This is a genomic window from Chitinophaga sp. SVR4-12A (genome assembly GCF_056754765.1).
Genome location: NZ_JBPGWP010000002.1, coordinates 744,409 through 770,565 on the forward strand (window position 1 = coordinate 744,409; position 26,157 = coordinate 770,565).

Consider the following 26,157-nt stretch of genomic DNA (forward strand, 5'->3'; position numbering starts at 1 on the left):
ACTACCACACCCAGGTAGACCGGGCCGGAAGTGCCGGGCTGATCCCCCAGTACAAAGGCCAGCGGCTGACCATTTGTTCGGCATTGGCGGCAGGTACGCCAATGGACGTGAGCTCTTTATATGTAGCAGAGTTAGTGCCCAGTTTAGCACCGGAAGCGCCTCCATATATGTTGGGCGACAGCAGTGTGAAGGTCTCAAATTTTCCCTGGCTCCATGCAAAAGCATAATCCCTGGTAACCCCGGTGGATTTATTCTGTTCCTGGCCGGGCAAAGGCGTCAGCTCGGATTTGCCGCCGCGGTTACTGGCATGGGAATATTCGTAGGTGGTCCACAGGCGCATGGCATTGTAGCTCATACCAACAGCGATGGCGCCCAGGAGTACGGCCGCAGAGATGAGCAGGTGTTTGATATCTTTCTGAAGTATGCAGTGGATAATATATGCCACCGCGATCACCCCCAGGATGAGGAAGAAATAATAGGTCATCTGCAGGTGGTTCGCCTGGATAAAATACCCGAGGAACAAGGCGGTCACACCTGCGCCTAACAGGTATCTCCCCCTGATCACCAGCATAATGCCTGCGATCACAGCGGGCAAATAAGCCAGCGCCACCATTTTGGTATCATGCCCCGTAGCAACGATAATGGGCATATAACTGGAATAGGCATAGGCAACGGCGCCTATAAAACCGATCCAGGGGTTTACCCTTAATACCAGGCATAAAAAGTAGAAGCAGATACCTGCCAGGAAAAACATATCGATGGGCTTTGGCATACCCAGGGTCAATATTTGCGGTATGAACTGTCCGGGATTGTAGGGACTTTCAGTAGAAAGCTGATAGGTAGGCATACCACCGAACATACTGGTCGTCCACAGCGGTGTAATGCCGTGCTTCTCCTTGTAGTCCAATGACTCTTTGGCCATGCCTTTCCATTGAATTACATCACTCTGACTTAATACTTTACCATCCAATGCAGGTTTACAATAAAGTACGGTGATGATCAATAGCGCCAGCACTGCAATGATATGCGGTAAAAGCGTCTTGAGCCAGTTATTCTTCATATTCTTTAAAATAGGTAAACGACAAATATATTATTTTACGTGGTGTTAAATATATAATTTAATCCTATGCAGCTCGTTAAATTTTTGTTGAAATTTGTATTTATATGCAATCTTTGCTATTTAGCGGGGTGGTTATTCCGTATTACTGAGCAAAGCGAGCGTTTTGCCGGGATTGTTAAACATGTCATCGTGCTGGGCTATATTGTGGCGTTGCCGGCTAATGTCATTACCAGCCTGCTGGCCATTATTCTGCTGCTGGCCCGTAAAGTGAGCTGGGCAGAGCTGCCGGGTTATCTGCTTATCCTTAACCTTATAATATTGATTGTTCAAATACTAGTATGATCACTAACATTCTGAAAGACAGACCAACAAAACTATTCGTCATCTTTTCCTGTTTTTTTGTAGCCAACGCGCTGATAGCGGAATGTATCGGGGGAAAAATCTTCTCCCTTGAAAAACTGTTGGGCCTGCCGGTGCATACCTTCACTATTTTCGGGCAAAGCGGGTTATCGTTTAACCTCACCTGTGGGGTGCTGTTATGGCCGCTGGAATTCATTATGACCGACATCGTGAATGAATATTACGGCCCCAAAGCGGTGCGCCGTATCTCTTATACAGCCGTGGCGCTCATCTCTTACGCCTTCCTCATGTTCTACTTTTCCATTGGCGTGCCGCCTGCCGATTTCTGGCTGGGTATGAATGCGGACAAAGGCATTCCAAATTCACAAACAGCTTTCTCCGTTATTTTCGGTCAGGGTATGTGGATCATTCTCGGTAGCCTTACTGCCTTCCTGGTAAGCCAGATCGTAGACGTAACAGTATTCCATCGTATCAAGAGACGTACCGGCGAAAAGATGGTCTGGCTGCGCGCCACGGGTTCTACCGTCGTATCCCAGTTCGTAGACAGCTTCATTGTATTATTCATCGCCTTCAAACTGGGCAGCAACTGGACCTGGCAACAGGTGCTGGCTGTCTGCGTAGTGAACTACACCTATAAATTCACCATGGCCCTTGTTTTAACACCGGTGATCTACCTGGTTGAAAAACGGATAGAAGTGTATTTTGGCAAGGAAACTACGGCGAGGATGAAGGCCGGTGCAATGGGAATTGAACAGGAATAAGCGAATAATTTTATTACTATATAGTACAGCGATATGCGATTAAGTGATGCTATTACTACCTGGGGATCTTACCTGAGAAGACCGGACAAGCGAAAGCTGATTAGCTACAGCGCCCGGCTGCGCGGTAAGAAGGGTGTTGAAATTGGCGGCCCCAGCGCGCTGTTTTCAGTGAAGGGATATTTTCCCGCGTACCTGTTTGCCAGGCAAATAGACGGTGTTAATTTCAGCACCAATACCGTTTGGGAAGGCCAGATACAGGAAGGCAATAATTTTCATTATTATAACAAAACAGGTTACCAGTTCATACGTGAAGCTACAGATCTGCAGGGTATTGCGGACAACAGCTATGACTTTGTACTTTCCTGCCACTGCCTGGAGCATGTGGCTAACCCGATGAAAGCCTTGTATGAATGGAAACGGGTGTTAAAGCCGGGCGGACAATTAATACTGGTGCTGCCAGACAAGCGCCATACTTTTGATATCAACCGCCCCTATACTACGCTGGAGCACCTGGAAGAAGATTACAGGAACAATGTAGGGGAAGATGACAGCACGCATTTTGATGAGATCATCCGCCTGGATGTGATGGATGGAGAAGAAGGCACGCGGGAGGAACTGGTTGACCAGGTGCGGAAAAATGCGCTGTACCGGCGGGTCCATCACCACGTTTTCAGCCTGGAGCTAATGAAACAAATGCTGGAAGCAGTTGGTTTCACAACGCTGTACCAACGGGAGGGAGCGCCCTTCCATTTGATCACTGTGGCACAGAAAACAGCATGATAAAAAAGGCAGACTAAAAGAAAGATAACATTTCGTTTAGTCTGCCTTTAACATTGTTTCAAATCTTTAATGTTATTCCGTCCTCGGATTCTTCACCGCTGCACTACCCCCCGCCGGCGGATTCCCAGCCAGTTCATTATCCGGCACATCCCAGTAATCCAGGAAACCATATTCTATCGTTGCATTGGTATTGATATTACCATTCCTGTCTATCACCACACAACCCGTTCTGCCACCACCCTGAGACACCAGGTTGATCACCTTCCAGCGGCGGGCATCATAAAAAGAAAGGGCCCGGAACACCAGCGCTACTCTTCTTTCCCTGCGCAGCTCTTCTTTCGCAGCAGCCGCTGTTGCAGCTACAGTAGGCGGCAAACCTGCACCCTGTGCGTTGCGCACCGCATCTATTAAAGCCATGGCGCTAACAATACTTGCCGGGGTAAAATTCGCCTGGTACATCGTTGCCTCTGCTTTCATCAGCTCATTTTCTTCCCAGGTGCCGGCCAGGTACATTTCTGCGCCCCCAACGGTTTTGTTGCTGTAAGTGATCACGCCTGCCAGGCCTTTGCCTTTGTCTACCAATGCATGATTGGTATTGAAAGAATTGCCCCTGTCTGCATTACCTATCCAGGTGGTGCCGGTAACAAAGTTGTTGGCCAGGCGCTGATCGCCCGTCTTGTAATCCTGTATTAGTCTTTCACTTACTTTATAGCCGCCTCCGCCGGGCGCAGTGCTGGCTACCCTGGCAGGCACGCTGCCGTCTGCCGCTGCAAAGAGGTTGCCCAGCTGATCTGAGCGGCCGGTAAATACCAGGTCATTCTGCCGGATGCCGTTGTTCGTCAGTGTAAGGATGCTGTCCCAACGCGTAGCCGGCATAGCGTCTACCGTTGTATTCACCAGCAGGTTGCGGGCCTTCATCGTGTTGATATTCCGGATCCAGGCATCGGGCGTAAAGACGCCGCCTTTACCCACCTGGAAGAAGGAGGGGATCAGCTTACCCAGGGCCAGGTTATAATCACCATTGGCAGTAAGGCCGGCCAGTATTTGTGCAGCGGTATCCAGCTTCGCATTGGCAGCTGCTATCATGGTCTCTTTAGATACATAGTTGCCATTTGTGGTGGTGGGATCATTTGCTGCGGCCCGGTCATCGTTAATGATACCGGCATAGTACATAGAGCCGATCCTGGAGTAGGCATATCCCTTCCACCAGTAAGCCCATGCTTTCACTACTTTTTTCTTCGTTTCACCGTCGCCGGTAAAAGGTACGTTGTCTGCGATCGCCAGCAGTATATTGGCGGTCTTGTTCATTTGATACATATAAGCCCATTCGAAGAACAGGGGATTGGCGCCTGCTTCTGCATTTTTGTTGATGGCCCGGATGAGCGAGAGCTGTTTGGGCGGAAAGCCGGGACTAGGCACCACGGTGCCGTTGTCAAGGGTCACTTTATCAGGGCAGCCCAGTTGGTTCATATACTGGTTAGCAGCCTCCATGCCGATCACATCGCCCATCTGCTCGTGATAGCCGATGGCGTTCGACCAGAAGCGCCCGGTTACGGCATCGTAGTATTTCAGATCATAGAAACCGCTGACATAGATGCCCTGTCCCAACGCCAGTATGCCGCTTTCGGTGGCAGCGCTCTCCGGGGTGGGCTTATTCGGGTTTTCTATATCCAGCTGGCTTTTGCAGGAGAAAATAACGAGCAGTGAAGCGACGATCGGTATATATAGTTTTAGTCTTTGCATGATCATTTACGTTTAGGTGTTGACATTAGAATCCGAGGTTCAGGCCTACCTGGTAGGATTTGAAGTTAGGCATGGTGTTGTGGTCTGTACCACGGTCCCAGGGCGAGTTTACACTGCCTGAGCTTACCTCCGGATCCATACCGGTATAGTCTGTAAAGGTCACCAGGTTGCGGCCTGTCAGCACCAGCTGTACCTTGCGGATACTTTTTATGTTGAAGAATCTGGCAAAGTCAAAGCCTACTGACAGGTTGCGCAGCCGCATAAAAGAAGCGTCCTCATAGAAATAATCCTTGGTGCCATTGTTGCCCTGCGCCTGGTATACACCACGGTAGAAGGCTGTCCAGGCGCCGGATTCGCCGTTAATGGTGATCGGCTTTTCATAGTCGCTGTGAATACCGTCGCGGTACATCCATTCTTTTGTCTGGTTGTATAAGTGGCTGCCATGCACCCAGTCCCACTGGAAGGAGAAAGTGAGATAATCCTTAAAGCTGAGGAAATTGATGAAAGACATGTTGAACTTGGGATTCGGATCACCGAAGCTTACTTTCTCCGGTGAGAAAATGGGTTGTTTAGTGGCTTTGTTCACCACGTAACCGTTGCTGGCCACTTCATATTTGCCTTTATCTGCTTCTGAGATGTAGCGGTTGCCATTGGCATCCACATCGTCAAGAGAGTGCAGCGCTTTGTTGCCGAAAAGCTGTCCTACTTTCATGCCCGGTGTAAGTACATAGTTGGTGCTGCCTGCAGATGAGATGATCACTACCGGGTTGCCTGTCAGCTCTGTGATCTCTGAACTTTGCCTGCTGAAATTGGTGGTGAAATCCCAGGAGAAATTCTTGTTAGACAGTACACCGATGTTCAGTGAAGCCTGCCATCCATGGGAGCCCAGTGAGAATGCGTTATCGGGCTGGGTACCGGTGCCGGAGGACGGCGCTACATCCACATCATAAATAGCGTTATTGGTATTACGTTTCCAGTAAGTGACGGAGAAGCCGGCATCCTTTATCCAGTCGCCTTTCAACAAGGAAAAGGAGATATCGGTGCCCACCTCAATTTCTTTGGATACTTCCACATTCAGGAAGGGGTTTGATTCACTTGGGTTGGGATACAGTACAGCGCCGTCTCCCAGGCTGCGCGACTGAAATACCACATAGCGCTGGAAGGGGCCAGGCTGTATACCGGCTTCGCCGTAAGCTGCGCGCAGCTTAAATTCAGGAATGATGCCGCCTATTTTGCCGTCCTGCCAGAAATCGAGCGAAGACAATCTGACATACGCATCGCCCCTTGGGAAGGTAAAAGGTTTTGAACCTTGCCCGAATGCAGAAGAATAATCACTACGGAAACCGCCGGAGATACCTGCTATATCCCCAAATTCAACGCGCTGGTTGAAGAGGTAACCGTAGGTAACAAACTTCTCCGTAAAGTCCACATCAATATTCCTCGTGCTGTAATCCGCCAGCGTATGCGGCGAGAAGGATGGTGTGCCTTCGCCATGCGTGATGTATTGTTTGAACTTGTTGTAGCGCCAGTCAAAAGCCACCATGGTAGATGTTTTGATAGGCATGCTGAAGCCGAAGTCTTTCTGGAAATCCGTATTAAAGGTAGCAGAGCTGGTAAAATGCTGGAAGAACTGTGATACATTATAGATGCTTCTTTCGCCCCTGTCGTCTGTGTTGTTGTAGTTAGATAACCACGATTCCTGGTCTATTACGTTCAGGTTAGCCGATTGATCAGCATAGGTAAAAGTAGAATCGTTGCGCTGGTAGTTGATGCCGTATTTGGCGTCCAGTTCCAGGAACCTGGGCAGTTTATAGTTCAGGTCGAATGTTTGTATCAGGTCTACTTTATTGCCGCTAGCATCGGTATACTGGCTGTAGAAGTTCGGGTTTTCCGCGTTTACGCCTACTGCGTCGCCATAGTAATGGGAGTAGTTGCCATCGCTCATCTTCTCGTCGTAATTGGCAAATGGACGGGCATTGTTGATGGCATAGATCACGTTCTGGTTCTCGATCGTGTTCTTGGTATAGATCAGTTGTGTGATGCTTCTGAGCTTAAGGCCTTTGTACAGCTCTGCGCCGATGTTGGCGGAGAAATTGTTCCTGTCAAATCCTCCATTGTCCTTGAAGATGCTTTCCTGGTGATTATTGGAAACGGCCAGGGCATAATCCATTTTTTCGCTGCCGCCGGAAACTACTACGGAGGCATTGTAGGTAGTGGTAGGGCGGAAGAACATTTTAAAGTGATCATAGTATTGCAGGTTCCTGTTATAAGGCTTATCTGCCTTACCGTTTGGGTCCAAGGAGTTGTAGATCACGTTTTCCGCATAAAGGCCCCTGTCGGGATCCCAGCTAAGCGGGTTGCCCGAAGAGCCGATCACATCCCCGGCGGCATTCGTAGCAAAGTTGTGGAACCTGGATTTACGCAGATCGCCTACGTTCAGGATGTCGTTGCGGGAAACGCTGGTGGCTACATCCACGTTCATTTTGCCGGGCTTTCCTTTTTTGGAGAAGAGCTGTATTACGCCGTTGGCGCCTTGCGCGCCATAGATGGTAGCAGCGGCAGCGCCCTGCACTACCTCGATCCTTTCAACGGCGTTCAGGTCAAGGCTGTTAAGGCTGGTAGCGGATACCTGGATACCGTCCAGCAATATCATTGGTGTGGTGCCGCGGCCCAAGCTGTTGATGGTATTGATACCCCGCAGCAGGATGTTGGTTTGTGCACCGGGTACGCCGCTGGTGCTGGAGATCTGTGCGCCGGCTATTTTACCCACCAGGGCCTGGTCTACGGAGGCGGTCGGGGCTTGTGGCAGTTTGTCAGAGGTCACTGATTCCACTGCAAAGGCCAGTTTCTTTTTGCTGGTGGCCACGCCTACGCCCGTCACCACGATCTCTCCCAGGGATTTGGTGTCCAGGTGCAGCTGTACCACTAGCTCACTGCTGCCTGCAGTAATTTCCTGTGTAACAAAGCCGATAGCGGACACGACGAGTTTGACGCCTGTCTTTACCGTCATTTTGAAAGAGCCGTCAGGCTGGGTGATGGTACCGGTTTTGGTTCCTTTTTCTACAACGGTGGCCCCGATCACGGGCGCGCCACTTTCGTCAATAACTTTCCCGAAACAGCATTTTGTTGTGCAAACGATTGGTACCCGCACAGCAATGCAGCTAATAAAATAAACATTAAATTTTTTAGCATGTGTCTGGATTTTGGTTAGATTTTGGTTGATTCTGGTTGACAGTCAGATAGCAAATAGGATTATACTTTTCTTGTGTCTTTAACAATCAAAATATAATGAATATTAATTAAAAGGAATCATATGATTTCTTTTAATATGTAAGGAGCAGTACAGGGAAGTACTATGTTATAAAAAGCGATGTGTAAGTGAGAAATGCTAGTATTTAGCTTTGATCATATCGGCTACCACCTTGTCGATAGGCAGGGTGACACTGGCGGAGGAGAATTCGTCCCAGCTGATCCAGCGTACGCCTTCAACTTCGGTTATACCTTCGGGGATCTCAAAATCAAAGGGCTGGCTGAGGATGGGGGCAGTAAAGGGAGAGGTGGCCTTTACGAGATAATAAATGGAAATGATCTGGGTAACGTTATCAAAGGCGGAGATCTGGAAGAAGTCGGTGGTATAGATATGTTCCACCACTTCCACCTGCTGGTTCAACTCTTCCTGCCATTCGCGGATAATGCATTCGAGGGTACCTTCTCCGAATTCCAGGCCGCCGCCGGGGAATTTGGTATAGTAGCCGCCGCGGATGAACTCATCGCTGACGAGCACCTGTTTCTGATCGTTGAACATAATACCGTACACTCTTACGTTGAAACAAGCCATGCCTTAGTTTTTATATTAGAACCATTTCTTTTTCATAAAGTACCAGCTCATGATCACGGAGATAACGATCGAGAGGATCACCGGGATATAAAAGGCATGGGGGGAATGCTGGTAAGGAATGTCCACGTTCATGCCGTAAATGCTGGATACCAGTACCGGGAAGGTGAGCACGATAGTGATGGAGGTGAGTCGCTTCATCACCAGGTTCAGGTTATTGGAAATGATGCTGGCAAAGGCATCCATGGTACTGCTCAGGATGTTGGTATACACGTTTGCCATTTCCAGTGCCTGTGAGGTGTCTACAATCAGGTCGTTCAGGAATTCTTTTTCATCATCATTCAGTCCCAGGAAATTGGTACGTTCCAGTTTCATCAATACCAGCTCGTTGCTGCGCAGGGCAGTCACAAAGTACACCAGGCTTTTCTGGATCCGCATCAGGTACAGCAGCTCTTCGTTACGGTTGCTGTCGTAGAGCTTTTGTTCCAGCTGGTTACGGCGCTGGTTGATCTCTTTGAGGTAATCCAGGAAATTCATTACTACCTTTTCAAAGATCTTGAGCACCATCATATTCCGCTTTTCAGGATGGCGGTTATGAAAGGTGTTCAGGAACTTCTTAATGGCGGCGTTATCGAAAGAATTGACGGTTAATATCTGGTTGTGGGTAAGGATGATCACAATGGGGATGGTGATGTAGTAGGCGTCGCTCTCGTTGATGGAATTGTTTTCCGTGGGTGTTTTGATAACGATCAGCTTTACATCGTCCTCCAGCTCAAAGCGGGATTTCTCATCAATATCCAGGGAGTCGGTGAGGAAGTCCAGCGGTATATCCAGCTCTTCTGAAAGTTGCTCAAACTCGGCTTGTTTCAGGGGAGGGGCAATATTCACCCAGGCCCCGTTTTCGGGCTCAGTGATCTCAATTGTACGGCCTTCCTTATTTATGAAGTATTGAATCATCCGGGCGCAAAGGTAGAATAATTAATAATCAAGAATGAATAATTAATAACAGCAAAAGCATGCCTCCCGTCTCTACTGAAGCCCTGTTTCAGGCTGAATAGCTGAATTGCGATTATTAATTATTAATTGTTAACTATTAATTAATACGTCGCCTTCGTAAACGTTCAAGGCGGGGCCGCAGAGCCATATGTCCCGGTACGATCGTTCACCTGTTTTGGTAAAGCGTACTTCCAGGTTGCCGCCCAGTGTTTGTACGGGAACGCGGTAGGTCTTTTCTTCGTTCCCTGCAAATGTAAGCGCGGCGGCAGTTACACCAGTGCCGCAGGAGTAGGTCTCGTCTTCCACGCCGCGTTCGTAGGTACGCACAAAGATGCCGTTTTCCAGCTTTTGCACAAAGTTCACATTGGTGCCTTCTTTTGCGAACCGGTCATTATAACGAATGGCCCGGCCTTCTGCGTATACGTCCACAGCCTGTACATCATCTACATATTTTACAAAGTGGGGAGATCCCGTATTGAGGTAAAAGTAAAGGGGGCCTTGTTCCACCCAATCTACATCTTGCATTTTGAGGTTCACCCAGTCTAAACCGTTCATGGAAGCTTCATGGGGGCCATCTACCGCCAGGAAGCGGAGCGCTTCCTGCTGCAGGCCCATTTTATGAGCAAAGGCTACCAGGCAGCGGCCGCCGTTGCCGCACATGCTGCCTTCATTGCCATCGGCATTGTAATATTTCATGCCGAAATCATAACCTTCCTGTTTGTTCAGCAGCATCAGTCCATCCGCTCCTATACCAAAGCGCCGGTGGCACAGGTCATGTACCTGTTGGTTGGTAAGTGCATTATAACGGCCATCACGGTTATCCATGATTACGAAATCATTGCCTGTTCCCTGGTATTTATAGAAGTGAATGTTCATAGCATACAAAGGTAACAATAAAAGCTGCAAGCTGCAAGCTGACAGCCTCAAGCGACGGTCGGCAGCTTGTAGGTTTCGGCTTAGCTATTCAGGTAGGCCCGCAATCACTTCCAAAGACCTTTCAATCATCCTTTGCACGGCCGCTCCGCCATCCTTACTAAACTCCTGCAGGATCCTGTTCGCTACGATCGTGCTGATAGAGAGACAATCGTGATCCAATATCCTTCCCAATCCATAGATCCCCGCGGTCTCCATCTCAAAATTCGTAATACGGTGATGCTCATACTGAAACTGCGTCAACTGTTCCAGCAGCTCAGGGTGGGAGAGTGCTCCTCTCAGCACACGGCCCTGGGGGGCATAGAACCCGGGACAGGTAACGGTGATCCCTGTATGAAACCCTTCCTTAAAATGCGACAATAAATGATGCGCCGCCGCCGTCAGCACAGGTCGTGAGGCGCCTGGCTGCAGATGTACCTGCTCGCGGAAGGCCGCCAGCAATGCCTGTTCCATTTCGGTGTGCTCCATCTGGTACCAGGTCAGGAGGTTATCCAGTCCCAGCCCGAAGGAAGACACCACAAAACCGTCTACGGGTATATGGGCCTGCAGTGCCCCGGAGGTACCCAGGCGGATGATCTGCAGGCGGGTAAGCTTTTTCTTTACCTTACGGGTAGCAAAATCAATATTGACCAGGGCATCCAGCTCATTCAGCACAATATCAATATTATCCGTACCGATACCTGTAGACACCACGGAAAGCCGTTTCTTCCCGATATAACCGGTATGCGTTACAAACTCGCGGTGCTGGTAAATACCTTCTATCTTGTCAAAATGCTTGCTCACCTGCTCTACCCGGTCAGGATCGCCTACGGTAATGATGGTATTAGCCAGCTCCTCCGGCTTTACGTTCAGGTGGTATACAGCGCTGCGGCCGTTAAGGATCAGTTCCGATTCTGCGATACGTTCACTCATAATTGCCAGTAATTAGTTGACAGTTGACAGTTGTTAGTTGTTAGTTGTCAGTATTGGAAAGCGAATATAATCCATATCAATCACTGATAACTGTCAACTGACAACTAACCACTAATAACTAAATATTTTATTTGATAAATATCTAAAATTCCCTACCTTTGCAGTCCTACAAAAATCGATGGTTCCGAATTCGCCTGAGGCGGATAGGAGGATCAAAAATGTAAGGAATGGTATCGTGGCCGAGTGGCTAGGCAGAGGTCTGCAAAACCTTTTACAGCGGTTCGAATCCGCTCGATACCTCCGAATAGTAAAAAAGCCTTCTGAAACTCAGGAGGCTTTTTGCGTTACAGGGACACCCAAAAATATAAGTATGCTGGAGATCATTCAAATAACGAACAAAAGTAACCCCGAGGAGATAGAACAGGTGAAATCACTTTTCAGGGAATATGCCAACTGGTTAAGTGTAGACCTCAGCTTTCAGCGTTTTGAAGAAGAAATGCTGGCACTTCCCGATAATTACGCTCCACCTGAGGGAGCATTATTCATGGCTAAAGTAGATGGGCATCCTGCAGGTTGTGTAGCGGTACGCCGCTTTGATAACAGTACCTGCGAAATGAAGCGTTTATTCGTGCGCGATGCCTATAAGGGGCACGGAGTAGGAAAAGCACTGGCTGGAAAAGCAATAGAAGCGGGGAGGGAGCTGGGCTACCAGCGCATGTTGCTGGACACCCTGGCGCATATGCGGCCGGCGATAGAATTATATACCGCGTTGGGATTTCAGCCTATAGCGGCCTATTACGACAATCCTATCAGCAACGCGGTATATTTGTCTATGATGCTGGAAGAGGACTCTTTATAAAGTCCTGATCCAGATGTTACGGTAGCTAACCGGGTTACCATGATCCTGCAGGGCAATGGGACCGGGACCATGTTGTTTATAAGCCGGTTTCCCGATGTAAAGGGTAGGGCCATCCAGTTCCACATTATTCTGCACCAACACCCCATTCTGCAATACGGTAGCACGCGCAGGCGATTTCAGTGAGCCATCGGCATTAAAGCGCGGCGCGGTCCAGATCACATCATAGGTTTGCCATTCTCCCGGTTTCTTACAAACATTGACGAGCGGAATCCGCTGTTTATAAAAACTGCCGGCCTGCCCGTTGGAGTAGGTGCGGTTGTTATAGTTATCCAATACCTGCAGCTCATACAGGCCCATCATAAAGATACCGCTATTGCCGCGTCCCTGGCTTTCGCCCACTACTTCTGCAGGTGTGCGCCATTCAATATGCAGCTGGAAATCCTCGAAGGTCTGTTTGGTTTTGATACCGCCTGCGCCCTTTACTACGGTAGCCGCCCCGTCTTTTACTTCCCAGCCGGGCGCGCCACCTTTTTCGGCTTCCCATTGGTCCAGGTTGGTACCGTCAAATAGTACAATAGCGTCGCCGGGAGCGGTGTTGGTAGACGTACCGGGTGTGACCACTTTAGGCACCGGTTCCCATACTTCTGTTTCTTCCGGTTTCATTTGTTGTCCGTTATTGTTTTGCGCCTTGGTGCATGTTACGAATATGCAGGCAGCAAATGCAAAAATTATGCTACGCGTCATGTTGCAAGTTTGAGATGTTGAAAGTTTGATGGGTTTCATTGCCGTCATTGCGAGGCCCCAAGGGCTTTGTGCGCAGCTGGGCAGAAGCAATCTCTTAACATAATCTCTTAATTGAGCTTTGCAAAATTGTGTTAAAAGATTGCTTCGTCGCGCCCTTCCGCCGGAGCCTTGGGCTCCCCGCAATGACGGGAGAGGGGATTTCTTTATTTAGGTAATTTATAGCCGTTATGATAGGTTGCTGCCAGTAATTTATTGGACTCATCGTCCTTGAACTCACCCTTTTCCTTATCCCAATAGATCTTCTTACCGGTTTTAAACGCAATGTTACCCATCTGGGCATGAATAGCCACGTTCGCGCCTGCCTGGACAGGCGTATGAAGATCTGCAAACTTGCGCGACTTGATCACCTCTACAAAATTCTTCGCGTGCAGGTCAAGCCCATTGTCTACCCTTTGCTGGCGCGGAACGGCTTCCATCTTTGGCTTGTCGTTTTCCTTCTCCGGGATCACTTCCCAGCCGCCGCGGTCCAGCACCAGGGTGCCGTTGTTGCCGATGAAGGCGATACCGTGATCGCGGCTGTAAGGGCCGCCGTCTATACCGATGGCATGCTCCCACTGGATATTGAAACCATCAAATTCATATACGGTGGTAAGGGTATCCGGTGTTTCGGCTGCATCGTCCGGGTAGGCAAATTTGCCGCCTGCCGCCATGATAGACCTCGGGTTTTCTGCTTTCATTCCCAGCAAGGCATAATCCAGCAGGTGAACGCCCCAGTCTGTCATCAGGCCGCCTGCATAATCCCAATACCAGCGGAAGTTAAAATGGAAGCGGTTCGGGTTGAAAGGCCTTTTCTGTGCAGGGCCCAGCCAGGTATCATAATCCACGCCGGGAGGAGGCGTGCCGTCGGGCTTTTTGGGAATAGATTTCATCCAGCCCATATAGGCCCAGGCCTTTACCAGTCGTACCTGGCCCAGTTTGCCGGAATATACAAAGTCGATAGCGTCCTTGAAATGTTGCTGGCTGCGTTGCCATTGGCCTACCTGTACCACGCGCTGGTGGCGTTCCTGGGCAGCTACCATGGCCCGGCACTCTGCAATGGAGTTGCCGATGGGCTTTTCCACGTATACATCCTTACCGGCAGCGCAGGCATCTGTCATCTGCAGGCAGTGCCAGTGATCTGGCGTGCCAATCACTACGGCGTCAATGTTCTTGTCCTCCAGTAATTTACGGTAATCACCGTAGGCTTTTACCTTGATGCCTTTCTGCGCCAGTTCGGCTACGCGCTTGTCCAGCACGTTCTTGTCCACGTCGCAGAGGGCTACGCAATTTACTTCGGGAAGCTTGAGCAGGGCGCTCAGATCGGCCCAGCCCATGCCGTTGATACCAATGGCGGCCACGTTGAGGCGGTCGCTGGGGGCTACGATGCGGGGCAGGCCATGCAATGCGGAAGGCACAGCGGCAGCGGCCATCAGGGTAGACGCTGAGCGAATAAAATCTCTTCTGGAATGATTCATAACGTAAAGTATGTGAGTTGTGTTAAGATACAGCTTTTAGTAATTAGCTGCTGGCTTTTAGCTGTGCCAGGCGGGACATTTCTCCCACACAACACAGCTAAAGGCTAACAGCTAAAAGCAAGGGGCTATTTTAAAATGTATCCTCTTCCTGCTCCTCGTTGCCCATGCTGAAATTCATCATGGTGCCCAGCAGGTCGCTGAAGCGGGTTTCATTCTCCACCAGCTTTTTACTGATCAGGGAATAGGCGGCCAGTCCATGGAGGACAAATTCCATCAGCAGCAGCTGTTCCTTATTATTGGCGTGAGAGAATTTAGATTTCACCAGGTCTTTCAGCCCGTCCACTTTCTGAAGAGAGGTTTCGTACTGTTTATCGCTGATGTCCTGCAGCAGGTTGACGGTATTGCCTTTGTCGAACCATTGAATAACGGCGCGGTAAGGATTTTCCTGTGCGGAAGCAGCCTGCTTGCGTTTCTTAAAAGTATCCGGGTTGGGGAAGTACTGGGAGAAGACCGTGCGCATGGCTTTGTCCAGCAGGTTGTAAGCTACCTGCAGCGGGCCTTCCTGTTCGCCTTCGTATACCAGCTCAATCTTACCGGTGATGGCGGGCACGATACCCTGGAGGTCGGCAATACGTACATGGGTCTCTTTCTCTTTATTGATGATGGTCCTGCGTTCGCCTGCGCTCACGGCATTCTCGTAGGCGGCAATGGTCAGACGGGCCGAAACACCGCTTTTCTTGTCTACATACTCGCTGTTGCGCGCTTCGAAGGCCACCTGTTCTATCAGGCGTTTTACGAGGTCGGACAGGTGCACTTTCCCTTTCTGCTCCTGGTGAATGTCTGCCTCCTGTTCGGTGATCAGCAGGGAGTTCTCCACGTTCTTGGGATAGTGGGTCACGATCTGGCTTTCTATACGGTCTTTCAGCGGAGTAACGATGGCGCCGCGATTCGTATAATCTTCCGGGTTAGCCGTGAACACAAAGAGGATGTCCAGCGGCATCCGTACTTTAAATCCGCGGATCTGTATATCGCCTTCCTGGAGAATATTGAACAGGGCTACCTGTATACGGGCCTGCAGGTCGGGCAGCTCGTTGATCACGAAGATGCCGCGGTTGGAGCGGGGAATGATGCCGAAGTGGATCACTCTTTCGTCCGCATAGCTCAGTTTCAGGTTAGCTGCCTTGATCGGGTCAATGTCCCCGATCAGATCGGCTACAGATACATCCGGTGTGGCCAGTTTTTCACCGTAGCGGGCTTCGCGTGGCAGCCAGTCGATGGGAGTAAGGTCGCCCATTTCGGCTACCAGGTCGCGCGCATAGCGTGACAGCGGATGGAAAGGATCGTCGTTCACTTCAGATCCTTCCACGATAGGAATGTAATCGTCTAAGAGGTCTATCATCTGGCGGGCCATGCGGGTTTTGGCTTGTCCGCGCAAACCCAGGAACAGTATATTGTGGCGTGACAGTAATGCTCTTTCCGTATCGGGTATCACCGTATCATCGTAACCGATGATGCCGGGGAAAGTATTTTCTTTCTGTTGCAGTTTACGAATAAGGTTGATCCTGATCTCTTCCTTTACTGACTTAGGTTTATAACCGCTCTTCTTAAGTTCTCCCAGCGTTCTTATGTTTGTATTCATACTTTTATTGGATATTAAATTGGCAATTGGTCCGCCGGCCGGCGGACGGCTCATAATAGTTTTTTCTTCCCGCTTTCAAAATCATAGAACAGGAATTGTCCCAGTTTGTCTGTGCCGGAGAAAAAGGCTTTTCCGTTATTGGTTTCCGTGAATTCTGTTACAAATTTTTGCAGCCATGGATCAGTGGCTACCATGAAAGTGGTGATAGGTATTTTCAGCTTTTTACATTGTGCTGCAAGGTTCAGCGTGCGGTTCAGGATCTTGCGGTCCAGTCCGAAGCTGTTCTTGTAGTATTGTTTCCCGTTCTTCAGGCAGGTAGGCTTACCGTCTGTGATCATAAAGATCTGCTTGTTCGGGTTGCGGCGCCGCCGCAGGATGTCCATTGCCAGTTCCAGGCCTGCCACCGTATTGGTGTGGAAGGGGCCTACCTGCAGGTAGGGCAGGTCTTTGATCTCGATCTGCCAGGCATCGTTCCCGAATACGATAATATCCAGGGTGTCCTTGGGATAGCGGGTGGTGATCAGCTCACTCAGCGCCATGGCCACTTTTTTGGCGGGGGTAATGCGGTCCTCGCCATAGAGGATCATGGAGTGGGAGATATCGATCATCAGTGCGGTGGACGTCTGCGTTTTGAAATCGGTTTCCTTGATCTCCAGGTCGTCCTGGTTGATGTTGAAGGATTCGATGCCGTGATTGATCTGGGCATTGCGGAGGGAAGCGGTCACATCGATCTGTTCCAGCGGATCGCCAAACTGGTAGGCGCGGGTATCTGCGTTCAGCTCGTCGCCCTGGCCGGATTGGCGGATGTTGTGGTCTCCCATCGTGGATCGCTTCAGCTTCCCAAAGATCTCTTCCAGGGCTTTTTTACGGATATCCTGTTCCGTTTTGGCCGTGATACTTATCTGGCCGTTTTCTTCATTCTCACGGATATAGCCTTTGTCTTTCAGGTCCTGTATAAAATCGCCTATACCATACTCTTCATTGGTCAGGTTATATTCTTTATCCAGTTCTGTAAGCCATTGCAGGGCCTCCGTAACATCGCCGCTAGTGTAAGTAAGCAACTGGGTGAAAAGGTTCAGGAGCTTCTCAAAGGGCGATTTTTCATCCTCACCAGGCACAAACCTGGAAAATTGTAGTCCTCTCATCAGCTTGTAGTTTATCTGTCTGTCATTATCTGGTCTGGTTTCCGGGTTATCGTATCGTTTGTTGGTAAACCCTTTTTTAAAATTACGCAAAAAAAATCAGTTGACGGTTGTCTGTTGACGGTTGCCAGGGCGGGGAGCGATTTCAATCATCGCGCTGCTCACTAATAACTGACCACTGACAACTGTCAACTTGCTTTAATCCGCAAAAGCCCTTATTTTACCCGTCTGATCAAACCTGATTTTCAACACTATAACTAAAAACAGATAACAGATGAAAAAACTGATGAAAGCCTTCCTGCTGGCCGGAGCACTCAGCGTTGCGGCGGGAGGATGGGAGTCTGCGAAAGCCCAGGCAAATGCGGATGAATTAGGCTGGTGGCTGGGCGCACAGGCGTACACCTTTAACCGTTTCACACTGGCAGAAGCGCTGGACAAAATGGACAGCTGCGGTATCCAGTACGTGGAATGCTATCCCGGCCAGCGTATCGGCGGCGGGATCGAGGGCACTACTGATTTCAGGATGGACCCCGCCACCCAGGCAAAGGTGAAGGAACTGTTCAAAAAGAAGCACAAGAAACTGGTAGCATACGGGGTGGTATCTCCGAAAGACGAAGGCGAATGGAGGCAGGTGTTTGATTTCGCCAAAGCCATGGGGATCCAGATCATCACGGCAGAACCTAAGAACGAGCACTGGGACCTGATCTCCAAATTATGCGATCAATACCAGATCAAAGTAGCGATCCACGATCATCCCCGTCCCAGCCACTACTGGCATCCCGACAGCGTACTGGCAGCCATCGAGGGCAGGAGCAAGCTGTTTGGCGCCTGCGCGGATATCGGTCACTGGGTACGTTCCGGTTTAGACCCGGTTGAATGTATCCAGAAACTGAAAGGACACATTCACAGCCTGCACGTAAAGGACCTGAACGAGAAATCTCCCAAAGCGCACGATGTAGTATGGGGCAATGGTGTAAGCAATGTGGAAGGCGTGCTGAAAGAGCTGAAAAAGCAAAAGTTCCGCGGCCTGTTCTCTGCAGAGTATGAGTATCATTGGGAGAATAGCGTACCGGAAGTGAAGGAGAGCGCGAAGTATTGGAGGACGGTAGTGAGTAAGTTGAAATAGTAAGAACAAGCGGGTCTTCCGTCCCGAACAAACGGGTCTTCCGTCCCGTCATTGCGAGAAGCCGAAGAGCATATTGTGCGTGGGGCGACGAAGCAATCTTTTAAACGACAAATGGGTAATCCTGTGTTTGTCGGTTAAAAGATTGCTTCGTCGCCCCGCCCGCTTTTCCGCCCTCTGCTTCCCGCAATGACGGCGATGAAGACCTTAATAAAAAAGGAAGAAGCAGCATAGCTGCTTCTTCCAGTCTTAAAGAAATCTTCATTTATTGAATCAGCTGTTATTTTCCTGAGTCGGCCTTGCCAGCCTGGGAATCTGAAACGGTATTCATATTACCCGGCAGTTCCTGGCGTTTGGTGCTATCGCTGAAATCACTTCTCATGCGTTGCAGCAGGGAGATGAACTGTTCTGCCATCTGGCCGTCATGCTGCAGGTCGCTGGTCAGCTTGCCGGCAGGTAATGAGCGGTAGTAGTTCAGCTGTTGCTGACAATCGCGGGTGATCTTGGATGCGATGTCGTTCGCCTTTTTAGTATCGCCGGCCAGGTAATAGGCGTAGGCGGTCTGCATGGAACTATAGTTGTGCATGTTGTTGGGCGAGGTCATTGCATACGGGAAAGTGCTTTCCAGCAGGCCTTTATCCGCCTTATTCAGCACGGTCAGGGCAGAATCTTTTGCACCTTCCTGTGCCAGGGAAGTACCCAGGCGCGTATAGGCGTTCCTGAGGTATTGCAACAGTTTCCTGTTGGGCTCATCGAAGTAGGTGCCGTTCTTTTGAGCGCCACCGAAATCGAATTTGGTCATCAGGTTGTTATACATGAAGGGGGAGTTCACGTTGAAATCAGCGCCCAGCATATCATTATTCGGCTCTTTACGCAGCGGCACCAGGCGGTAAGTCAGACCGTCCATGCGCAGGTAATCGTTCAGGCCCAGGTCTGTCGGACTGGTAAAGTAGATCGGTCTTTTCCAGTCGTTCGCAGCGATAATATCATATACCGCCAGATCGTTCTTCAGCAGGTAGCTTTTGCTGATCTGGAGCGGCAGCTGCGGGAGCACCTTGGCGCTGTCCTTAATATCTATCACACCGCTTTTTATTACTTCGGCTACATTCACCGGTATGAACAGCTTCTGAGAGGGCAGGTAGTTTTCCTGGCTGCCGTCAGTGGTACTCAGTTTAGCGCGCGGATCATCAGAGCCCATGAAGGCCATTACTTCCTTCAGGTTATAGAATTTATCCTGTGGAAATACGCCTGCGTCATAGAAGCGTATATAGTTGCGGTTTTCGCCACGGTATTTGTCAGGGCTCCAGGACATCGGCACGGGATCGCTCTCGTTCACTTTCTGGCGTTGCTGGTCAATATACCAGTCTACACCCAGCAGGCTCAGGTTGATCACGCGTACATCCGGGCGGATACCTTCTACTTCCTGTGCATACCAGAGGGGGTAAGTATCGTTATCGCCAACGGTAAAGAGAATGGCGTTCTTCGCGCAGGATTCCAGGTAATCTTTTGCTACGTCGCGCGCAATTGTTTTGGTAGAACGGTCATGGTCATCCCATTCCTGGAAGCCCATGAGCACCGGTACTGCCAATATACAGATCGCGGCAGAGAGCGGAGCAGAGATCGTATTGTTCTTCATCTTCTTTTTAAAGAACTCATATACAGACAACACGCCCAGCCCGATCCAGATCGCGAAAGCATAGAACGAGCCTACGTAAGCGTAGTCACGTTCACGGGGTTGGTTACCAGCTTGGTTCAGGTACAGCACGATGGCGAAGCCGGTAAAGAAGAACAGCAGGGCTGCCACCAGGAAGTCCCTGCGGTGACGGCCATAGTGATAGAACAAGCCGATCAGGCCCAGTATTAGCGGCAGCAGGAAGAGACGGTTATGGGCTTTGTTGTCTTTCAGGCTGTCGGGCATAGTGGACTGGTCTCCATACATCAGGTTATCGATGAAGGAAATCCCGGTGATCCAGTTACCGTCGCGCACGTTGCCATAGCCCTGGGTATCGTTCTGTTTGCCGGAGAAGTTCCAGAGGAAATAACGGAAATACATGAAGTTCACCTGGTAGCCCAGGAAGAAACGGATATTATCTCCAAAGGAGGGTTTCTCGCCCTGCTGCAGGTTCAGGTAGCTGCGGTAATAATCCGCGTGGCCCTGGTCGTTGCTGGCATCCCATACGCGGGGAAACAGCATTTTATCTTCAGCGGCGTATACCGGTTCTACTTTTTTGCCGGCGATCTCGTATTTGTCTTTACCACGGGCGTAGATGTTACCGGTTTCCTTGTATTCTGTCGGACGGGCGGTGAACACCTGGCCGTACAGCAGCGGGAAGTCGCCGTATTGTTCACGGCCCAGGTAACCTACCAGGGAAATAGGATTGTCCACATTATACATATCTACAGAAGGGTTGGCGGTAGAGCGCACCATTGTAGTGATATAAGTGGAGTAACCCAGTAAGAGAAAGAGTATGCAGGAAATAGTGAGACGGCTGAAATGCAGTGTAGCTTCTCCGCTTTGCTTTACGCCGATCAGTTTCAGGAAGTAAGGGATGAGCAGCACGATAACAGCCAGCACCAGTTTCAGGAAGATGATCCCGCCGCCGTCAACTGTATTGAAAGCAGGGATGATGATCACGGAAGCGATGAGGATCAGCGGCGCGTACACGCCGAATTTCGGGTTGCGGTAGCCCCACCACAGCACTGCCACGAGGGCGATGAAGTAGAAGGCGAAGCCGGTGAAGAAGGGCATGCCCAGGGTATTCACGAAGAATACGTCCATGTAGCCGGATGCCTTGATGGTATCCTGGATCACGAATTTCTGTACCAGGCCGGTAATGCCGCAGCCTACCATAAATGCCCAGAAGGTGCCCCAGGGTGTTACTTTATAGCGTTTGAAGTAGTATACCATTACGATGGCCGGGATGGTCAGCAGGTTCAGAAGGTGCACGCCGATGGAGAGACCCATCATAAAGGCGATGAACACGATCCAGCGGTCGGCATACGGCTCGTCCGCTTCATGCTCCCATTTCAGGATGGCCCAGAATACGATAGCGGTGAACAAGGATGACATGGCGTATACTTCGCCTTCCACTGCAGAGAACCAGAACGAGTCGGAGAAGGTATAGGCCAGCGCGCCTACCACACCGGCGCCCATGATAGCGATCATTTTCTCGCTGCTGATCACCTCTCCCGGCTGCACCATGAGGCGGCGGGCAAAGTGGGTGATCGTCCAGAAAAGGAACAGGATAGTGAATCCGCTGGACAGGGCGGACATCAGGTTGACGCCCAGGGCGGCCTGAGAAGGTTTCAGGAACATGGTGAACAATCTTCCAAGCAATACAAACAGCGGCGCTCCGGGAGGGTGGGGCACCTGCACTTTGTAAGCGCTGGAGATGAACTCACCGCAGTCCCATAAGCTGCCGGTAGCTTCCATTGTCATAATATACACAGTGCAGGCAATTACACAAATGACCCAGCCTACAATGTTATTCGTCCTTTTAAAGTTCATACAGTGGGTTTAAAGTCCGACAAAAATAGAAAAAGTAGCAAATTATGCTATTTAGTGAAACTGTTTTAACTTTTTATATAATATCTTTTTTACTTATTGTCGCTGGGGCCTACTCGAAAATGATCCTTACGGTCTGGTAAAAGGAGAGTTGCTGATGCCCGGAAGACTGGGTGAGCTGGTCGCGGCGGAAGCTTTGCAGGCCGAAGAGGCCGGCGGCGTTGCCTTTGTTGATGGCTATTTCCAGGTATCCGGCGGCGTTAAACAGGGCGAGTTTCTGGCCTTCGGGCACGTCGGCATAGGTTTCTGAAAGGTTGTTGATGACCTCATCGCGCCGGAAGTAAATCTTGAACTTGCGCTGACCGCGTTGGGCCTCAAACTGTTCGCGGGTGATGTTCACCACTACGTTCTCGAAATTGTCGATATGGATGATCTGTCCTTCGATATAGTCTTCACCGGTAAGGGGCTGCAGGTTATTCTTCACGACTATATTTTCTGCGGGCGCGCCTATTTGTTCCAGGGCCTGGCCTTTTTGGAGCGCCTGGAAAGCCTGGGAGAAGCGCTGGATGATGGTAAAGGTATTCTTGGGCTTAGTGGTGTCCAGGGGAAGCTTTACCACCTGTGCGGACTGGCCGCCGGTGATCATAGTAATAAGACCATTATCGGCGCAGGCGATATACTGGCCGTTCCAGGCTGCCAGCAGCACATGATCTGCTTTACGGTCAAACAGATTAATCAATACGATATGAAAAGCGCCAGGCGGAAACCAGGTGAAAGCACTTTTACAGATATAAGTAGCCTGGGGGAGGTTAAAGGGATGGATCTGATGGGTAATGTCCGCCACATGGCAACCAGGGCAATCCTGCCACAGCTGGCCCTTGATGGCGCCAACCAGGTAGTCCTGATAACCAATGTCTGATGTAAGTGTAATGATGGACATGTAGAATGAATCCGGATAATCTTCTTCTCCCGACCGGGCGAACCTCCCAAAATAATGCCAGGTGGGGCCTAAACGAAATTTAAGTGCAAAGAAAGGGAAAAAAAGCTAGCTGTTAGCTTTTGGCTGCCAGCTTTTAGCGATAGGCTTACAGAAAATGCAGGCAGGCTAAAGCTAATAGCCAGCAGCTAGTAGCTTACTTCAACGGCGATCCCGGTTCTTTTTTAAAGTGATTGTACACCAAACCATCCAGTACCCCGGGCAACAGTTTGCTAAGCAGCACGGTGAGCTTTCCCTGCCCGGTGAGCACCAGTGTGCGTTTGCGTTTGGCGATGGCTTTCAGGGTGGCATCGGCAACGGCTTCGGCGGACATCAGCTTGCTTTCTTCCAGGGGTGTTTCTTTTTGGGAGTGGCCGGTTTGGTCCAGGGCGGTATTACGTATATTCGAGGCCGTGAAGCCGGGGCAGATCCACATCACGTTAACGCCTGTATGCAGGTTTTCTGTGCGGAGGGCTTCCAGGAATCCCTGCATGGCAAATTTAGAGGCGGAGTAGCCGGTTCGTCCGGGGAGGCCACGGTAGCCGGCGATGGAGGAGATGCCTACGATGGTGCCTTTGGTTTCCAGGATGGAGGGGAGGGCGTATTTGGTGCAGTAGACGGTTCCCCAGAAGTTAATATCCATGAGGGTTTTCAGGACGTTTACGTCCGCATCCTTAAACAAGGCCCTCATGGAGATGCCGGCGTTATTGATCAGGGTGTCTATTCTACCAAATTGCTGCTGTACGGCCTGGATAAAGGCTTTGCAGTCTGTTTCCAGGCTGACGTCGGCAACGTAGGTGAACAGGTTATTTGTATTTGTTGTTTGCTTTATCATCTCAAGGCTTTCCTGTTTCCTGCCGCAGATGGCGACTTTAGCGCCGGCCTGCAGGAGGGCAAGGGTTAAGGCTTTTCCGATGCCAGAAGAGCCGCCGGTGATAACGGCCACCTTGTTGTTGAATTGTTGCATGGGTATGGGTGTATGGTTTAATTTGGCGCAAAAATAGGCCATGGGGGAGAGTTTGAGTAATTTTCTTATGCACGTAATTTTGTGTGCGTAAAGCGGGGAGTGGTTGTAATCCTTTGCTGTGGCCGGTTTAACGAAATGGGAATAACTTTTTTTGATAAAAACTTGTTTCAAATAAAAATATGGCTATTTTTGCACCCGCTTTAGAGATAAAAGCGATGATTCCGTAGCTCAGTTGGTAGAGCAATACACTTTTAATGTATGGGTCCTGGGTTCGAGTCCCAGCGGGATCACAAAGCCACTTTTCAAAAGTGGCTTTTTTGTTACAAACTGTAGTAAAATCAACGGTTTCCACAAACAGCATAACAAAGAGGCACAAGTAATTACAAGTAGAAAGGGTACCTATTCGGGTACCTTTTTCTTTTACGACATTTGGTACCCGAGCAATCCTTAACGCTTGTGTGAGTAGGGTTTTAGATATTTGTTCACCTAAATGTTATTGTGCAATGAAGGTTAATGAAAAACTCTCCATTTTATTGATACTGGAGAAATCGAAAACATCCCAAGACGGTAAAGCTCCTATTACCGTAAGAATTACCATTGACGGCAAAAGAGCCGAAGTGTCTTTAGGTTTAAAAATCGCTCCCAAAGACTGGAACCAGGAAGCAGGCAGGGCAATCGGTAATGCAGGCGAAGCCTGGCAGAGCAATACTACCATAGACCGTGTTAAGGTTGCCCTTAAAAATAATTACGACATCCTATCGGCGCAGCATGGTTATGTTTCCGCTGCAATGGTAAAGACTGCTTTTCAGGGTAAAAAGCCCGTATTGCTATTGCGGGGCTATTTTTGTATATCTTCTGATTTATTTAATACTTCTAACTTAACATTGATCAAATCTTGTTTGAACAATGGCGAATCGAAAGCGTAAGGAACACGTCCAGAAGGTACAAATTGACATGAATCTTTTAAATGTATATCTTGGTCATCAAAGAAAATGTGAGCGCCGAATGCCTTCAATACTTTGTCCTTTGTAAGCCCCCCAAGAAAATATGCTTCATCAACATATACCCCCCATTTTCGCAAGGTCTTAATCACTCTCATATGTGACGGTGCATTTCTTGCAGTCACGATAGCTAATCTTAAGGGTGAAAGTTCAATTGTTGTTGGAAGCTCTTCTTGGATTTTTGAAAGTTTAATCAACAATTTTGCAAAAGGTCCTTCTCCCAATGCTTCATCCTCATGTTCTTGTTCGTATTTATGGAATGCTTCAATTCCTTGAGTTTTATATCTGTGTTCTGATTCATCAGAAAAGAGAACGGCATCAGCATCAAAAGCAATTCTTACCCGATTGTCTAAAGGCTTAAACTCTTTGGGTGGTGCGTAAATATATGCCGCCGCACAACTTTTTGAATCAATTACAGCTTGAACATCCTTCACATCCTTACTTAGAAATAAATCTATATCAAATGCGTCAATGTAAGGTGCTAAAGGCTCTCCACCGCTAAAAGCCATTCTAGTGATGTCAAGTTTATGTTGTCTTACAGAGTTCATGATTCTAACACCTGTTTCAGGGCTGTTTCTCGACATAACGACTACCTCGACTATTCGTTTTTTCGCATCAGAATTTAAATGAAGCAAACTTTGAACTAAATAAAAGGCAGTTCCAGGTAATAAGGGTTCATCCTCGTGTTCTTGTTGATATTTTCGATAGCCAGAAATCCCTTCTTTATCGAAAATCTCATTTTCCTTCTCTAAGTCGAATAGTGCTCGACTTGATACTCCTACAACTAAAATGTCTGATAAGTCTAAGGGCATTGTTCATCTTGGTTTAGTGTTAAACTAGCTACGCTATAACGATTTCTGATTTTCATTTGTGGACTTGCAGCTGTGAACTCGCTGCCATTAACACAACCCCATGTTAGGGGAAGTAACTTTCGTTCTGCCAAATTTCATTATCCATTCTACCACATCAGCATATTCACGTAATGTCAATTGATATTTATGCTTCTGTTGAAATGTTCTTGCACCAGCAGTAAATGTCGAACTTGTAACAAGCATTGCACTATTTGCTTGAGCATCGCAAAGAGTGCCATATAAAGTTCTTACCAAATCTACTCCGATCTTTCTGTCTTGGCGATAGAGTAGTTCCGCCTGAATAGATGTTCATCAGGCCATCTTAATTCAGCCCCTCTCCCAACAAAGTTTCTGTCATATTCTCTTTCGAAATTAAAGTCCATCATGTATTTATCGTCTTCGTAATAATTTCAAATTTTGCCTCACTTTAAATGTTGCCGAAGGCGGGATTTACAA

Annotated in this window: 22 protein-coding genes and 2 tRNA genes; 8 read left to right on the plus strand and 16 right to left on the minus strand. The window is 49.2% G+C overall.

Annotated elements, in window-relative coordinates; genetic code table 11:
* Position 1: 1 nt before the first annotated feature.
* Positions 2-1,060, minus strand: a complete 1,059-nt coding sequence (locus tag ACR9Y8_RS29295) for a hypothetical protein (protein WP_481216860.1) — start codon at positions 1,058-1,060, stop codon at positions 2-4.
* Between the two features lie 66 nt (positions 1,061-1,126).
* Here ACR9Y8_RS29295 and ACR9Y8_RS29300 point away from each other — a divergent pair, with 66 nt between their 5' ends.
* Genes ACR9Y8_RS29300 through ACR9Y8_RS29310 form a run of 3 tightly spaced genes read left to right on the plus strand, consistent with a single transcriptional unit; the run spans position 1,127 to position 2,961 of the window.
* Complete coding sequence (locus ACR9Y8_RS29300; RefSeq protein ID WP_481216861.1) at positions 1,127-1,402, plus strand: hypothetical protein; 276 nt, start codon at positions 1,127-1,129, stop codon at positions 1,400-1,402.
* Positions 1,399-2,181 (plus strand): queuosine precursor transporter, encoded by a 783-nt coding sequence (locus tag ACR9Y8_RS29305; protein ID WP_481216862.1) that lies wholly within the window; start codon positions 1,399-1,401, stop codon positions 2,179-2,181. The genes ACR9Y8_RS29300 and ACR9Y8_RS29305 overlap by 4 nt, the downstream gene beginning before the upstream one ends.
* A gap of 33 nt (positions 2,182-2,214) precedes the next feature.
* Complete coding sequence (locus ACR9Y8_RS29310; RefSeq protein ID WP_481216863.1) at positions 2,215-2,961, plus strand: class I SAM-dependent methyltransferase; 747 nt, start codon at positions 2,215-2,217, stop codon at positions 2,959-2,961.
* A gap of 72 nt (positions 2,962-3,033) precedes the next feature.
* On the opposite strand, the gene ACR9Y8_RS29315 is transcribed toward ACR9Y8_RS29310, so the two are convergent.
* The 6 genes from ACR9Y8_RS29315 to ACR9Y8_RS29340 all read right to left on the minus strand — a co-directional run bounded on the left by ACR9Y8_RS29315 (position 3,034) and on the right by ACR9Y8_RS29340 (position 11,380).
* Positions 3,034-4,704 carry a RagB/SusD family nutrient uptake outer membrane protein gene (locus ACR9Y8_RS29315; protein WP_481216864.1) on the minus strand — a complete coding sequence of 557 codons (1,671 nt, stop codon included), beginning with the start codon at positions 4,702-4,704 and terminating at the stop codon, positions 3,034-3,036.
* Positions 4,705-4,729: 25 nt separating this feature from the next.
* A complete protein-coding gene (locus ACR9Y8_RS29320) occupies positions 4,730-7,855 on the minus strand; it encodes a SusC/RagA family TonB-linked outer membrane protein (protein ID WP_481216865.1) in 3,126 nt (1,041 codons plus the stop codon).
* Between the two features lie 237 nt (positions 7,856-8,092).
* On the minus strand, positions 8,093-8,542 hold the full coding sequence (locus ACR9Y8_RS29325) for an NUDIX hydrolase (RefSeq protein WP_481216866.1): 450 nt from the start codon (positions 8,540-8,542) through the stop codon (positions 8,093-8,095).
* Between the two features lie 15 nt (positions 8,543-8,557).
* On the minus strand, positions 8,558-9,496 hold the full coding sequence (locus tag ACR9Y8_RS29330; RefSeq protein ID WP_481216867.1) for a magnesium transporter CorA family protein: 939 nt from the start codon (positions 9,494-9,496) through the stop codon (positions 8,558-8,560).
* Between the two features lie 129 nt (positions 9,497-9,625).
* Positions 9,626-10,411 carry a diaminopimelate epimerase gene (gene dapF / locus ACR9Y8_RS29335; protein WP_481216868.1) on the minus strand — a complete coding sequence of 262 codons (786 nt, stop codon included), beginning with the start codon at positions 10,409-10,411 and terminating at the stop codon, positions 9,626-9,628.
* Positions 10,412-10,495: 84 nt separating this feature from the next.
* On the minus strand, positions 10,496-11,380 hold the full coding sequence (locus tag ACR9Y8_RS29340; protein ID WP_481216869.1) for a nucleoside phosphorylase: 885 nt from the start codon (positions 11,378-11,380) through the stop codon (positions 10,496-10,498).
* A gap of 229 nt (positions 11,381-11,609) precedes the next feature.
* On the opposite strand from ACR9Y8_RS29340, the gene ACR9Y8_RS29345 reads away from it, so the two are divergent.
* A tRNA-Cys gene (locus ACR9Y8_RS29345) sits at positions 11,610-11,680 on the plus strand.
* 70 nt (positions 11,681-11,750) lie between these two features.
* Entirely contained in the window at positions 11,751-12,239 is a 489-nt protein-coding gene (locus tag ACR9Y8_RS29350) for a GNAT family N-acetyltransferase (RefSeq protein WP_481216870.1), read from the plus strand.
* Here the strand turns inward: ACR9Y8_RS29350 and ACR9Y8_RS29355 are convergent.
* The 4 genes from ACR9Y8_RS29355 to ACR9Y8_RS29370 all read right to left on the minus strand — a co-directional run bounded on the left by ACR9Y8_RS29355 (position 12,234) and on the right by ACR9Y8_RS29370 (position 17,281).
* On the minus strand, positions 12,234-12,983 hold the full coding sequence (locus tag ACR9Y8_RS29355; RefSeq protein ID WP_481216871.1) for a 3-keto-disaccharide hydrolase: 750 nt from the start codon (positions 12,981-12,983) through the stop codon (positions 12,234-12,236). The genes ACR9Y8_RS29350 and ACR9Y8_RS29355 overlap by 6 nt on opposite strands.
* Positions 12,984-13,186: 203 nt before the next feature.
* A complete protein-coding gene (locus ACR9Y8_RS29360; RefSeq protein ID WP_481216872.1) occupies positions 13,187-14,497 on the minus strand; it encodes a Gfo/Idh/MocA family protein in 1,311 nt (436 codons plus the stop codon).
* Between the two features lie 130 nt (positions 14,498-14,627).
* The gene (locus ACR9Y8_RS29365) at positions 14,628-16,136 is read right to left on the minus strand and encodes a magnesium chelatase (protein WP_481216873.1); all 1,509 of its coding nucleotides are present in this window, start codon (positions 16,134-16,136) and stop codon (positions 14,628-14,630) included.
* Between the two features lie 50 nt (positions 16,137-16,186).
* On the minus strand, positions 16,187-17,281 hold the full coding sequence (locus ACR9Y8_RS29370) for a VWA domain-containing protein (RefSeq protein ID WP_029464457.1): 1,095 nt from the start codon (positions 17,279-17,281) through the stop codon (positions 16,187-16,189).
* Between the two features lie 271 nt (positions 17,282-17,552).
* Here ACR9Y8_RS29370 and ACR9Y8_RS29375 point away from each other — a divergent pair, with 271 nt between their 5' ends.
* Positions 17,553-18,404, plus strand: a complete 852-nt coding sequence (locus tag ACR9Y8_RS29375; protein ID WP_481216874.1) for a sugar phosphate isomerase/epimerase family protein — start codon at positions 17,553-17,555, stop codon at positions 18,402-18,404.
* 277 nt (positions 18,405-18,681) lie between these two features.
* On the opposite strand, the gene ACR9Y8_RS29380 is transcribed toward ACR9Y8_RS29375, so the two are convergent.
* From ACR9Y8_RS29380 to ACR9Y8_RS29390, 3 genes are all read right to left on the minus strand, one after another.
* Complete coding sequence (locus tag ACR9Y8_RS29380) at positions 18,682-21,909, minus strand: glycosyltransferase family 117 protein (RefSeq protein ID WP_481216875.1); 3,228 nt, start codon at positions 21,907-21,909, stop codon at positions 18,682-18,684.
* Positions 21,910-22,018: 109 nt separating this feature from the next.
* The gene (locus ACR9Y8_RS29385) at positions 22,019-22,846 is read right to left on the minus strand and encodes an SAM hydrolase/SAM-dependent halogenase family protein (protein ID WP_481216876.1); all 828 of its coding nucleotides are present in this window, start codon (positions 22,844-22,846) and stop codon (positions 22,019-22,021) included.
* A gap of 193 nt (positions 22,847-23,039) precedes the next feature.
* On the minus strand, positions 23,040-23,849 hold the full coding sequence (locus tag ACR9Y8_RS29390; RefSeq protein ID WP_481216877.1) for an SDR family oxidoreductase: 810 nt from the start codon (positions 23,847-23,849) through the stop codon (positions 23,040-23,042).
* 217 nt (positions 23,850-24,066) lie between these two features.
* Between ACR9Y8_RS29390 and ACR9Y8_RS29395 the strand changes: the two genes are divergently transcribed.
* Together ACR9Y8_RS29395 and ACR9Y8_RS29400 are read left to right on the plus strand one after the other, a co-directional pair.
* Positions 24,067-24,139: transfer RNA gene (locus ACR9Y8_RS29395), tRNA-Lys, on the plus strand.
* 213 nt (positions 24,140-24,352) lie between these two features.
* Positions 24,353-24,775 carry an Arm DNA-binding domain-containing protein gene (locus ACR9Y8_RS29400; RefSeq protein ID WP_481216878.1) on the plus strand — a complete coding sequence of 141 codons (423 nt, stop codon included), beginning with the start codon at positions 24,353-24,355 and terminating at the stop codon, positions 24,773-24,775.
* Here ACR9Y8_RS29400 and ACR9Y8_RS29405 read toward each other — a convergent pair.
* Positions 24,688-25,662, minus strand: a complete 975-nt coding sequence (locus ACR9Y8_RS29405; RefSeq protein ID WP_481216879.1) for a 5'-nucleotidase — start codon at positions 25,660-25,662, stop codon at positions 24,688-24,690. The genes ACR9Y8_RS29400 and ACR9Y8_RS29405 overlap by 88 nt on opposite strands.
* Before the next feature lie 87 nt (positions 25,663-25,749).
* Positions 25,750-26,004 carry a restriction endonuclease gene (locus ACR9Y8_RS29410; protein ID WP_481217221.1) on the minus strand — a complete coding sequence of 85 codons (255 nt, stop codon included), beginning with the start codon at positions 26,002-26,004 and terminating at the stop codon, positions 25,750-25,752.
* Between the last annotated feature and the right edge of the window lie 153 nt (positions 26,005-26,157).

Coding starts and splice junctions, on each gene's coding strand:
- ACR9Y8_RS29305 (WP_481216862.1), top strand. CDS start 1,399: ATGATCACTAACATTCTGAAAGACAGACCAACAAAACTATTCGTCATC.
- ACR9Y8_RS29355 (WP_481216871.1), bottom strand. CDS start 12,983: ATGACGCGTAGCATAATTTTTGCATTTGCTGCCTGCATATTCGTAACA.
- ACR9Y8_RS29375 (WP_481216874.1), top strand. CDS start 17,553: ATGAAAAAACTGATGAAAGCCTTCCTGCTGGCCGGAGCACTCAGCGTT.
- ACR9Y8_RS29405 (WP_481216879.1), bottom strand. CDS start 25,662: ATGCCCTTAGACTTATCAGACATTTTAGTTGTAGGAGTATCAAGTCGA.
- ACR9Y8_RS29385 (WP_481216876.1), bottom strand. CDS start 22,846: ATGTCCATCATTACACTTACATCAGACATTGGTTATCAGGACTACCTG.
- ACR9Y8_RS29310 (WP_481216863.1), top strand. CDS start 2,215: ATGCGATTAAGTGATGCTATTACTACCTGGGGATCTTACCTGAGAAGA.
- ACR9Y8_RS29380 (WP_481216875.1), bottom strand. CDS start 21,909: ATGAACTTTAAAAGGACGAATAACATTGTAGGCTGGGTCATTTGTGTA.
- ACR9Y8_RS29340 (WP_481216869.1), bottom strand. CDS start 11,380: ATGAGTGAACGTATCGCAGAATCGGAACTGATCCTTAACGGCCGCAGC.
- ACR9Y8_RS29365 (WP_481216873.1), bottom strand. CDS start 16,136: ATGAATACAAACATAAGAACGCTGGGAGAACTTAAGAAGAGCGGTTAT.
- ACR9Y8_RS29315 (WP_481216864.1), bottom strand. CDS start 4,704: ATGCAAAGACTAAAACTATATATACCGATCGTCGCTTCACTGCTCGTT.
- ACR9Y8_RS29300 (WP_481216861.1), top strand. CDS start 1,127: ATGCAGCTCGTTAAATTTTTGTTGAAATTTGTATTTATATGCAATCTT.
- ACR9Y8_RS29360 (WP_481216872.1), bottom strand. CDS start 14,497: ATGAATCATTCCAGAAGAGATTTTATTCGCTCAGCGTCTACCCTGATG.
- ACR9Y8_RS29390 (WP_481216877.1), bottom strand. CDS start 23,849: ATGCAACAATTCAACAACAAGGTGGCCGTTATCACCGGCGGCTCTTCT.
- ACR9Y8_RS29330 (WP_481216867.1), bottom strand. CDS start 9,496: ATGATTCAATACTTCATAAATAAGGAAGGCCGTACAATTGAGATCACT.
- dapF (WP_481216868.1), bottom strand. CDS start 10,411: ATGAACATTCACTTCTATAAATACCAGGGAACAGGCAATGATTTCGTA.
- ACR9Y8_RS29295 (WP_481216860.1), bottom strand. CDS start 1,060: ATGAAGAATAACTGGCTCAAGACGCTTTTACCGCATATCATTGCAGTG.
- ACR9Y8_RS29325 (WP_481216866.1), bottom strand. CDS start 8,542: ATGGCTTGTTTCAACGTAAGAGTGTACGGTATTATGTTCAACGATCAG.
- ACR9Y8_RS29370 (WP_029464457.1), bottom strand. CDS start 17,281: ATGAGAGGACTACAATTTTCCAGGTTTGTGCCTGGTGAGGATGAAAAA.
- ACR9Y8_RS29350 (WP_481216870.1), top strand. CDS start 11,751: ATGCTGGAGATCATTCAAATAACGAACAAAAGTAACCCCGAGGAGATA.
- ACR9Y8_RS29400 (WP_481216878.1), top strand. CDS start 24,353: ATGAAGGTTAATGAAAAACTCTCCATTTTATTGATACTGGAGAAATCG.